The organism is uncultured Campylobacter sp. (genome assembly GCF_938030815.1).
Classification (GTDB): Bacteria; Campylobacterota; Campylobacteria; order Campylobacterales; family Campylobacteraceae; genus Campylobacter_B.
Genome location: NZ_CALHII010000274.1, coordinates 1 through 10,559, shown reverse-complemented (window position 1 = coordinate 10,559; position 10,559 = coordinate 1). Strand labels below are relative to the sequence as shown.

Sequence of the window (10,559 nt, the reverse complement as noted above, 5' to 3'; positions counted from 1 at the left end):
ATTCTTTTTTATCCAGTCCATACGCAAGCGCCGCTGCGGTCGGCTCGTTGATGATGCGAAGCACGTTTAGGCCCGCGATTGTTCCTGCTTCTTTCGTCGCCTTTCTTTGGCTATCGTTGAAATACGCAGGTACGGTTATAACCGCATCTACGACGGGCTCACCCAAAAACGCCTCGGCGTCCTCTTTTAGCTTGATTAGCACCTTGGCTGAAATTTCTTGCGGTGTATAAACCTTGCCCGCGATCTCTACCGCGCACGCGCCATTTCGGTCGATGATCTTATACGGTAGGCGCTTTTTGGCTTCCTGCGCGTTTTTCTCATTCATCATAAGACCCATTATGCGCTTGATCGAGTAGATCGTCTTTTCCGGGTTAGTGACTGCTTGGCGCTTGGCGCTGTCGCCTACTAAAACCTCGCCTTTGTCGGTGAAAGCGACTACCGACGGAGTGGTGTTTTTGCCCTCTTTATTCGGTATGATCTTGCTCTCGCCGCGTTCGAATATGCTTACGCACGAGTTTGTTGTTCCTAGGTCGATGCCTATGACTTTTGCCATTTTTTATCCTTTGTGTTGAATTTAAAATTTTAAAATTTGAGCGATTATTTCGCCACTACTACCATAGCGGCGCGTAAAACGCGCTGCTTATACATATAGCCTTTTTGATATACTTGAACGATATCGCCTTTTTTAGCACCTTCGGCTTCAATCATCGAAATAGCGTTATGCACGCTAGGATCAAATCCCGCATCCGTCGCTATCGGCACGATACCGTATTTTTCAAAAGTCTTTGTAAAAAGGCTTAGACATTGTTTTACGCCGACTTCGATTTTATCCGCAAGCTCATTACCTTCCACATCAATTTTGGCGGCCTCCTCAAGCGCGTCGATTATCGGCAGCAGATCCTTCGCAAAGTTCTCGCTAGCGTAAGCAACAGCGCTATCTTTTTCTTTTTCCAAACGTTTTTTGAGATTTTCAAAATCCGCATTGGCGCGGTAAAATTTATCAGTGATCTCACTCAGCTCGTTTTGAAGCTTTTGTATCTGCGCGTCGGTATCGTCGCATGTCTGCGCCTCTTGCGGCTCGCTCGCCTCTGACGCGCACTGCTCGCAAACCTCTTTTTCTTCACTATCGCACGCTGCGTTTTTATCGCCGTGCTCTTTAAATTTATGGCTCATGCTACTCCTTTAGCGTAGTTAAAAAATTTCTCGTAATTCTCGTAAACGCTGCCTGCGCAGATCATCGTAGCGTCCTCGCCTTCAAATTTTACGGGGCGTTTGATCCCCATAAATCCGTGCTCGAAGTAGGGTGCGAAGATCAAATTTTTCGTAAAATTTACGGCGATCGAGGGGTTGAGTAAAATTTTAAACCGCTCGTCTTTGAAAATTTTATACGCTACGACCTCGTTACAAAGAAATTCGATTTTAGAATTTTTTAGCTCTTTAATTTTGGTGCTAAGCTCGCGTAGACCGATCTGCATCGAAGCTAGCTCCAAATCTCCGAGTGAAATTCCTATTAAATTTGATAGGAATTTAAAAACTCTAAAATCGTATTTTAAGATAATCTCATCCGTTCTAAATGTAAGGATTATGAAACGATCATCGTGATTGATGACTTCGCTTAGGGCTTCGTTTTCGGCGTTGAAAATCATACAGTAAATTTCAAAATCCTCAAGCACCGCTTCTAGCTCGCGAGCATCGTCTATTTTTAACTCATCGTCGAAGCTAAGTCTAGCGCGCCAGTAATCCTGCATCGTCGCAACCGTCGGAATTCTACCACCGCTTACATGAAGCTGCGTCAAAGCCCCCTCGTCGCTTAAGCGCTTAAAATAAATTCGAATGCTAGACGCGGACATTGCTACGCCCATACGCTCACCCAGCTCGGAAGATCCGATCGGGGTGTTGCTATCGAGATAGGCGGAAATGATGGATTCTAGGATCATATCGCGTTTATTCGTTTTCACTTTTAGCACTCTTTCGGTAAGATTGCCAGTATTATACAACATTGAGTGGCAATATGTCAAGGTTTTTATATAAATTTTATAAAATTTTAGCAATCAAGTCCTGAGTTTGCTAAATTTTAATTATGATTTTTGAGGTGAGCGTAATTCTTGGAATTCTTGGAATTCTTGGAATTCTTGGAATTCGCCATGGCGCCGTTGTGGTAAATTTTATCGTATTTTTCGTATTCGTAAACGTAAATTTTACCGCCAGCCGGCTTAGAGCTTCGTCGTATGCTAGATAAATTATATTTTTGCAAAAATAGCGAATTGGCAGTGTAGCCGCAAATTTCGTGCTTACTAGCAAAAATTTTGTCATTTGCTGAAAATGTGGAGCTAAATGCCAAAAAAACGCAAAATTCCCGCCGAAATGGCGCGCAAGCTAGACGAAAGTGCTAGGCAAGTAAGCGGTGCAAGAATTCGTAAAGCTCAAAATTTCACTCGCTAGCGTAAATTTAAATATACTTTAACGAATAGAAGTGTAAAATACGCCACAAATTTCAACGATCAAGGGTTTTTATGCTAAAAGACATCTTCCTTTTCGGCGGTTTAATTTCTTACGACCACACTTTTATCTACCTTTTTTACTTCTTTTTGGTCGTCGCTATCATCGTAGCCGTCGCGCTTTGCTCCACTCGCTCGCTTCAGCTTGTGCCACATGGCATGCAAAATATCGCCGAAGCCTACCTAAGCGGCGTGCTAACGATCGGTAAGGACGCGATGGGTAGCGAGGAACAAGCTAAAAAATATCTTCCGCTAATCGCAACATTGGGATTTGTGATATTTTTTAGTAACGTTATCGGCTTGGTGCCGGGCTTTGAGTCGCCTAGCGCGAGTTTAAATTTAACCCTTTCGCTTACGCTTTGCGTTTGGTTGTACTACCATTTTGAGGGCGTTCGCGAGCACGGCGTGATCAACTATCTAAAGCACTTTATGGGGCCGGTGAAAATCCTAGCTCCGTTTATGTTCGTCATAGAGATCGTCTCGCATTTTTCGCGCGTCGTATCGCTTTCGTTCCGACTTTTTGGAAACATCAAAGGCGACGATACCTTCCTTCTTGTTATGCTTACTCTCGCTCCTGCGTTAATACCGATGGTACCGTTTGCGCTGCTTACTTTTATGGCGATTTTGCAGACTTTTATTTTCATGGTTTTAAGCTACGTTTATCTAGCGGGCGCCGTGATCGTCGATGAGCATTAATTTTAAACGAAATTTCTTATACTTCCTCGTGGGTGCGTCGTTCGGGTTGATCTTCGTCGGCGCATTCGTCTTTTTTGCCTATCCGTCATTTTATTTTTTGGGGTTAAAATTCCTCTTCATCTGCACTGCTCCCGGCGTGATTTGCGTCATCATCACCTGCTTGATGGTCGATGTTTTCGATTTGAAAGAAAAGCTCCTTAGCGGCGGCGAATAGAAATCTATTCGATTAAATTTTAAAATTTAGCCGCGCCGTGCGCCGCTACAAGCGAGTATTAAAGCAAAAAATTGTAAAATTACGCGAAATTTTTATTCTAAAAGGTTAAGTTTATGTTTGAAACCGTGATCGGCCTGGAGGTACACTGCCAGCTAAATACCAAAACCAAAATTTTCTGCTCCTGCCCCACGAGCTTCGGCGATGAGGCGAATTCTCACGTCTGCCCGACCTGCCTGGCGCTTCCGGGTGCTCTTCCCGTGCTAAACGAGGAGGCGGTTAAAAAAGCCATCAGCTTCGGCACCGCCGTCAATGCGACGATCAATCGCAAGTCGGTATTCGACCGCAAAAACTACTTCTATCCCGACCTTCCCAAGGCGTATCAAATTTCGCAGTGGACGATCCCGATCGTCGAGCACGGCGAGCTTTTCATAGCCGCGGACGGACAGAGCAAGCGCATCGGCATTACGCGCGCGCACCTAGAGGAGGACGCTGGCAAAAATAATCACGAAAGCTCGCGCAGCCTGGTCGATCTAAACCGCGCCGGTACGCCGCTTTTGGAGATCGTAAGCGAGCCCGATATGCGCTCTGCGGACGAGGCGGTCGCGTATCTAAAAAAACTCCACAGCATTTTGCGCTTTTTAAATATTAGCGACGCGAACATGCAAGAAGGCTCGTTTCGCTGCGACGTAAACGTCAGTATCCGCCCGCAAGGCGAGCAAAAGCTCTACACGCGCGTGGAGATTAAAAATTTAAACTCCTTTAAATTTATCCAAAAGGCGATCGAGTTTGAGATCGAGCGTCAGATCGAAGCGTGGCAGGACGGCAAATATGAGCAAGAGGTCGTGCAAGAAACGCGCCTTTTTGACACCGCTAAGCTTATCACCAAGCCGATGCGCAGCAAAGAAGACAGCGCCGAGTACCGCTACTTCCCAGATCCCGACCTACTAACCGTGATCGTGGATGACGAGATGCTAGCTGCTGCGCAGCAGATCCCCGAGCTACCCGATCAGAAAAAGGCACGCTACGTCCGCGAGCTGGGCGTTAAAGAAAAGGACGCTGAGATTATAATCTCGACCTACGAAAACGCGCGATTTTTTGAGGATCTAATCGCGGCGGGGCATGAGCCAAAACTTTGTGTCAGCTGGCTTACCGTCGAGCTTGCGGGCAGGCTTAAAAACGGCGTTACGATCGAGGACTCGCCAGTAAACAGCGCGAAGATGAATGAGCTTTTAAGCGCGATCGAAGGCGGCGCAGTGTCTCAAAAGGCCGCCAAAGAGGTGCTTGATTATCTAATGGAGCACGACGAGGCTGTAAGCTCGGTCATCGACAAGCTTGGCTTGAGGCAGGTAAGCGACGACGGCGCGATTTTGGAGATCATAGCGCGCGTGATGAGCGCGAACGAGGAGAAGGTTGCGGACTACCGCGGCGGCAAGGACAAACTATTCGGCTTCTTCGTAGGTCAAGTGATGAAAGAGGGCAAGGGCGCGTTTAATCCTGCTAAGGTAAACGAGCTTCTGAAACAGAAGCTGGGCTGATTTCGCAGCTTGCGCGGCGGCAAACGGCGAATTAAAGGTAGCGGGGTACATGCGATAGATAAAGCCTCCGGGATAAAATTTTAAATCCGCCCGTAGCGTTTTGCTTCGAGCTAAAGCTTTCACGCGCCAATGACGAGGGCTTTTGCGTGTTATAATTTCATTCGGCGCGATCTCGGCGGCTACCTGCTTTGCCTCGTGTACGTTTTGTTCTTTCTAGCTCGTTCTTTCTCGTACGGGTCGTTTGCGCGAGTATCGGTCTGCGACGGAGTGGTTTAAGAAGCACGTCCGTTAGAAATTTTACTCACGGTTACCGTCAAAGCGCGGTAAAGCTTGTAGGGAATGCGTAGATTGCTCTGTTTGAGAGAGCGAGAACGGAAGCTCGGGGTGCGCGGGTAGGATATAATACGCAGGGTCGAATTTGAGCGGCGAGTCGATGTGTAGGCTAAATTTAATCAATCGCCGCGTCGGATACGCGTGCCTCAAACCTTGCGCCAAACGATAACGTGGCGAGCGACCGCAAGATCATCTGGGCTCAAAGCACGCCTTGATAGATTTAAGTGGGTTTAAAAGCGCGATTTGCGCTTAAGCGTCTGAGTAAAATTTTTAAAAATTTGATTTGCTTTGGCGATGCACGAGTGAAATTTTAAACGTATAATGGAGTTTCAAAATCCTCATTCGTTCACTGCCGCGCCTTTTGTGAAAGTGTTTTTTTTGGCGGAAGAGCAAAACCTTAAAAGTATGAAATTTTAGTAAGGTAAATTTTAAAAAAAGCGAAGTTCTGGCTGAGTAAATTTCAAAAGCGCAGAATTTTAACGAGACGAAATTTTGACGAGATGAAATTTCAAAAAGCGAATTTCAAAGCGTAGCTTCGGCTAGCATTTGCGCAGGCTCATGTCGGCGCTTTTGGGCTAAATTTTCAAAGAGCGGGAATTTTAAGAGAATGAAATTTGAAAAACCGCAAATTTGCGAATAAATTTTTAAAAAGGAACATAATGAAAATCGCGGTTATCGGCGCGGGCAAATGGGGTAGCGCGCTTTTTGACGCGCTTAGCGCGAAAAACGAATGCGTCATCACTTCGCGCACGCCAAGGCAAATTCCGCATTTTGTAAACGTGAGTGAGGCATTGGAGTGCGAAGCGCTCGTTTTCGCGCTCGCGGCGCAACAAACCGCGCAGTGGCTGGATCAAAATTTCACCTACAAAAATCAAAAAATTCTAGTCGCTTCCAAGGGCATCGACGTGGCTAGCGGCAGGTTTTTGAACGAAATTTTTGAAGCGTACGTTGCACGCGGCAATCTTGCTTATCTATCAGGTCCGTCGTTTGCCACCGAAGTCATGCAGAGGCTGCCTTGCGCGCTCGTCGTAAGCTCGTGTAACGAAAATCTAGCCGAACTTTTCGCAAGTGCCTTCCCTGCCTACATCAAGACCTATACGAGTGGCGATATCATCGGCGCAGAGGTGTGTGGGGCTTATAAAAATGTCATCGCCATCGCTAGTGGCGTTTGCGATGGGCTGGGGCTCGGCAATAACGCTAGAGCGAGCTTGATCGCGCGCGGCATCGTAGAGATCGCGCGCTTTGGCAAGTTTTTCGGTGCGCGGGACGAGACCTTTTTGGGCTTAAGTGGCGTGGGCGATCTGTTTTTGACTGCCTCGAGTGCGCTATCGCGAAACTACCGCGTGGGACTAGGACTTGCGCGCGGCAAGAGGCTCGAAGAAATTCTGCGCGAGTTGGGCGAGGTCGCCGAGGGCGTGGCTACGACCGAAGCAGTCGTAAATATCGCGACAAAGCATAAGATCTACGCTCCGATCGCTACCGAGGTCGCGCAAATTTTGCATGGAAAGGACGTAAGAGCGAGTTTAAAGGACCTGCTGCGCAAAAAATAGCCGTACGATGAAATTCTCTCGCTAAATTTTAGTGGCGGATTCGGCTTACATAGGTTTTGATTTAGCCGCTATATTTGTGAAATTTAGTTGCTGGTTTTCGAATTCCGGTCGTTGTCCGTTTGGATCTGTTTACGCGGCTTTGATTTGAAATTTAGCTTTAAGCTTGAGTGCGAAATTTTAAAGGGAGGTCGTAAAATTTTAAAAAGAGGCTAAAATTTTAAAACATTTAATGTGGATCGCAGGTAGTTTATAAGCGCTACTGCTTCGTTCTGCTTGCGGTCGCCGGTGGTTGGCGGCGGAGAGTGGAGCGGACTGCTCGTCCGCGACTGGATAGGTCAAAATATTTGATGTGTCAGATTTAAAAATTAGGCGTAGTATTTTTTCTTTAGACGAGGCGGAAATGAGCCGAATGAAGGAGCGCAATCGTGTGCTTTGGATAGAATTTGCGGTAAAATGAGGCGGGAAGGCGTAAATTTTGAAAATATTCAAGATAGATGATGTGTAATTTTGATAAATTTTTATTGCTTGCAAAGGAGCGGACTATTAGTCCGTGACTGCGGCTAGTAGTAAAAATTTATCAAAAATCCATAGCGAATGGGGAATTAACAAGATGGAGAAATACGAAGGCTACAATCTCAGGCTACGCGACGCTCTCGTCGGCGTACAGTTTTTATTCGTGGCGTTTGGCGCGCTCGTGCTGGTGCCGATCTTAACGGGGCTTGATACGTCCGTGGCGCTGTTTACCGCGGGCATCGGCACGCTGCTGTTTCAGCTCATCACGCGCAAACACGTCCCGCCGATCTTTCTCGCGTCTAGTTTTGCGTTCATCGCGCCGCTAAGCTTCGGCGTCAAGGAGTGGGGTATCGCCGCGACGATGAGCGGGGTGATCGCGGCGGGTCTTTTTTACGTGGTTCTAAGCCTGCTTATTAGGCTCAAAGGCGAGGACTTTTTGCATAAAATTTTACCGTCCGTGGTCGTCGGCCCCGTCATTATGACGATCGGCCTCATCCTCTCGCCCGCAGCCGTAAATATGGTCATGGGCAAGGGCAAGGAGGCGCTTTACACGCAGGGCCAGTCGCTTACTATCGCGCTCATCTCGCTTTCGGCGGTTATCGTCGTTATGATGTTCGGCCGCGGCATGCTGCGCCTCGTGCCGATACTTTGCGGCATTGCGGCGGGATACTGCGCGTCGCTGTTTGTCGGGATCGTGGATTTTACGCCGATTTTGTCCGCGCCGTGGTTTGCGCTGCCAAATTTTACCGCGCCGGTTTTTAAGCTCGAAGCCGTGATCTACATGGTGCCTATCGCTATCGCTCCTGCGATCGAGCACATCGGCGATATGCTTGCGATCAGCAACGTCACGAAGGAAAATTTCCTCAAAAATCCGGGGCTTAAAAGCACGCTTCTGGGCGACGGACTCGCGACGTCGCTAGCAGGCTGCTTTGGCGGACCTCCGAACACCACCTACTCGGAAGTCACGGGCGCGGTTAGCATCACGAAGGCCTACAATCCAGCCATCATGACCTTTGCCGCGCTTGCTGCGATCTTGCTAGCCTTCGTAGGCAAGCTCGGCGCCGCGCTCTCCACGATCCCCGCTCCCGTCATCGGCGGCATTATGCTGCTGCTTTTCGGTATCATCGCTAGCGTGGGCATGGAGACGCTCATCAAAAACGGCGTGGATCTGGCCGAGCCGCGCAATATGATCATCGTCGCGCTCATCTTTGTCTGCGCGATCGGCGGCATGGTGCTGGACTTTGGCGCGATGAGCTTTAGCGGCGTGGGACTTGGCGCGCTCATCGGTATCACGCTAAATTTGGTTCTGCCAAAGACCAAGCATTTTGACGGATACTAAGTTAAATTTGCGCGAAGCTTGCGTCGTTTCGCCCGGTTACGGATAAATTTGAGCTAAAATTTCGGCATCAAATTTATCTGCAGCTTTTTACCGCGCCCTAAATTTTAAAATTTCTCCCGCAAACGCTTTCAAATTTCAAACGTTTTAAACTAGCAAGATATATAATTGCCTTATGAAAAAGACGAATAATTTAAGCAAATTTGATAAAAAGGCGCTAAAGCTCCTCTTTGCGGTACTTTTCGTGCCGCTCTTCGTCTCGCTCGTTTTTATCTATGAGCTATCGGTATATGATAGCTCGCGCGAACTGCCCGCAGGCGCACAAAAGATCGGCGGCAGTGATTATTACGACATCGGCGGCAAAATTTATCTACGCTCTTGGAATCTCGCTCCTTACGAGCTAGAGGGCGGCGCGGACGCGGCGAGCTTTCGCGCGCTTGATACCGGCAGATACTCCTACACAAACGTCGGCATGGACGCTAGTAGCGTATTTTGCGGCGCTCGAAAGATGTCGGGGCTGGATCCCGCTCGCACTCAAAAGATCGGCTCTCGCTACTACAGCGACGGGCGCGTGAGCTACTTCTGCTCGGATGTCACGCAGCGCACGGGCGGCGCGATAAGCTACATTTACAAGGTATTTTTCCACGCCTTTGGGCTCTCAAAGTGGCCGCAGGAGTACAACTATCCCTACGCGAGGCTGGATACTAGCGCGCCCATCTCGCCGCTGACCGAGAGCCCGTACGTCGCAACCGACGGCGAGCAGGTATTTTACGAGGGTAAAATTTTAGAGGGTGCGGACGCAAAAAATCTAAAACAGATAAGGCGAAAAATCATATACGAAGACGGCCCCGAGCTGCCCGCACACTTTCGCCTGATCGATAATTGGCTGAGCGACGGACGCAGCGTTTATAAAGGCGGCGAGAGGCTAAATTTCACGCCTAGCGAGCAGATGTATCTGATGGAGCCAAACTCGGGCATAGAGTTTCTCTACGATCCCGTCACGGGCGCGGTGTTTATGGACGGCGAGAGATTTGACCCCGCAAACGAGCCCTATACGCCGCTAAATTTTCGCTCTGGGCATCAGGAATACATGCTGTTTGCGAGCAAAAACGGCATATTTTATCTAAGCAAGGATAAAATTTTAAATCGTCCGCGCGCTAGCGGTACCGAGGGCCGGCTCAAGGACGCATTTTGGTACGTGTATTATAAATTCGGCGCAGACGGCAGCCGGCTAAGCGCGCTAAAAAGGGCGGGCGACAATCCGTTTAAAGGCACCGTGCGGCAGATCTCGGAAAAGCTTTTTAAGGACGACGCGGGATTTTATTATCTAAATTTCTACTCGCATAGCGTTTACGTCACGGGCCGCAGCGGCAGGCATCTGGATAAGCGGACAAATTTCATCGATCTGCGCAAGATCACGCTAGACGTGCATGACGATGAGGTGATGGCGCAGATCGCGGACGAGGCGGCGCGAAACCCCGAGATGTCGCAGCCCGTTTTTATCGCGCAGGACGTGGAGTATGAAAACGGCGCGGCCTTTTATATGTATTGCCTCGCGGCGGTTTTATTGCTCGGGGCTTGGATTTATAGCTATCTTAAAAAGCGCAGCTTGCGACGCGGCTAAATTTAGCGGCGCTACGAAAGGTAAATTTAGAGCAAGACAAAAATACCGACGTCGTGTTATCCAGCACACCCTTGGCTACAGAAGGTAAATTTTAAGAGCGGGATGGCACGGCGGAGCAGTAAATTTAAGATAGTATTGCGGTTGCCAGCGCGGCAATGCGGCAAATTTATGGGCGCTGCGATTGCGAGTACAGCAAGTGTAAGTAAAGAGAGACGGCTCTACCATATTTTTAAAGCGTTCCATTATGGGCAAGGCATCAT

At 48.5% G+C, this 10,559-nt stretch carries 10 protein-coding genes; 7 read left to right on the top strand and 3 right to left on the bottom strand.

Annotated features, from left to right (window positions below):
• The 3 genes from Q0277_RS10120 to Q0277_RS10110 all read right to left on the bottom strand — a co-directional run.
• Positions 1-553 (bottom strand): Hsp70 family protein (locus Q0277_RS10120; protein ID WP_297997705.1); only part of this gene is annotated, 553 nt, incomplete at its 3' end.
• 44 nt (positions 554-597) lie between these two features.
• Positions 598-1,173, bottom strand: a complete 576-nt coding sequence (locus tag Q0277_RS10115) for a nucleotide exchange factor GrpE (protein ID WP_297997703.1) — start codon at positions 1,171-1,173, stop codon at positions 598-600.
• On the bottom strand, positions 1,170-1,958 hold the full coding sequence (locus tag Q0277_RS10110) for an HrcA family transcriptional regulator (RefSeq protein WP_297949967.1): 789 nt from the start codon (positions 1,956-1,958) through the stop codon (positions 1,170-1,172). Before Q0277_RS10110 ends, Q0277_RS10115 begins: the two co-directional genes overlap by 4 nt.
• Before the next feature lie 134 nt (positions 1,959-2,092).
• Here Q0277_RS10110 and Q0277_RS10105 point away from each other — a divergent pair, with 134 nt between their 5' ends.
• The 7 genes from Q0277_RS10105 (at position 2,093) to Q0277_RS10075 (ending at position 10,299) form a co-directional block, all read left to right on the top strand.
• Entirely contained in the window at positions 2,093-2,239 is a 147-nt protein-coding gene (locus tag Q0277_RS10105; protein ID WP_297997701.1) for a hypothetical protein, read from the top strand.
• Positions 2,240-2,513: 274 nt separating this feature from the next.
• Complete coding sequence (locus Q0277_RS10100; protein ID WP_291937725.1) at positions 2,514-3,194, top strand: F0F1 ATP synthase subunit A; 681 nt, start codon at positions 2,514-2,516, stop codon at positions 3,192-3,194.
• Positions 3,184-3,408 carry a hypothetical protein gene (locus Q0277_RS10095; protein WP_297896069.1) on the top strand — a complete coding sequence of 75 codons (225 nt, stop codon included), beginning with the start codon at positions 3,184-3,186 and terminating at the stop codon, positions 3,406-3,408. The genes Q0277_RS10100 and Q0277_RS10095 overlap by 11 nt, the downstream gene beginning before the upstream one ends.
• Before the next feature lie 113 nt (positions 3,409-3,521).
• Positions 3,522-4,943, top strand: a complete 1,422-nt coding sequence (gene gatB, locus Q0277_RS10090; RefSeq protein WP_297997699.1) for an Asp-tRNA(Asn)/Glu-tRNA(Gln) amidotransferase subunit GatB — start codon at positions 3,522-3,524, stop codon at positions 4,941-4,943.
• A gap of 989 nt (positions 4,944-5,932) precedes the next feature.
• Positions 5,933-6,826 (top strand): NAD(P)H-dependent glycerol-3-phosphate dehydrogenase, encoded by an 894-nt coding sequence (locus Q0277_RS10085; protein WP_297997709.1) that lies wholly within the window; start codon positions 5,933-5,935, stop codon positions 6,824-6,826.
• 610 nt (positions 6,827-7,436) lie between these two features.
• Positions 7,437-8,678 carry a uracil-xanthine permease family protein gene (locus Q0277_RS10080; protein WP_297997707.1) on the top strand — a complete coding sequence of 414 codons (1,242 nt, stop codon included), beginning with the start codon at positions 7,437-7,439 and terminating at the stop codon, positions 8,676-8,678.
• Positions 8,679-8,850: 172 nt separating this feature from the next.
• On the top strand, positions 8,851-10,299 hold the full coding sequence (locus Q0277_RS10075; protein WP_297997698.1) for a DKNYY domain-containing protein: 1,449 nt from the start codon (positions 8,851-8,853) through the stop codon (positions 10,297-10,299).
• Positions 10,300-10,559: the final 260 nt, after the last annotated feature.

What these genes read in the sequence shown, in the direction of transcription:
- Q0277_RS10115 (WP_297997703.1), bottom strand. Translation starts at nt 1,173, where the DNA reads ATGAGCCATAAATTTAAAGAGCACGGCGATAAAAACGCAGCGTGCGAT.
- Q0277_RS10100 (WP_291937725.1), top strand. Translation starts at nt 2,514, where the DNA reads ATGCTAAAAGACATCTTCCTTTTCGGCGGTTTAATTTCTTACGACCAC.
- Q0277_RS10095 (WP_297896069.1), top strand. Translation starts at nt 3,184, where the DNA reads ATGAGCATTAATTTTAAACGAAATTTCTTATACTTCCTCGTGGGTGCG.
- gatB (WP_297997699.1), top strand. Translation starts at nt 3,522, where the DNA reads ATGTTTGAAACCGTGATCGGCCTGGAGGTACACTGCCAGCTAAATACC.
- Q0277_RS10080 (WP_297997707.1), top strand. Translation starts at nt 7,437, where the DNA reads ATGGAGAAATACGAAGGCTACAATCTCAGGCTACGCGACGCTCTCGTC.
- Q0277_RS10075 (WP_297997698.1), top strand. Translation starts at nt 8,851, where the DNA reads ATGAAAAAGACGAATAATTTAAGCAAATTTGATAAAAAGGCGCTAAAG.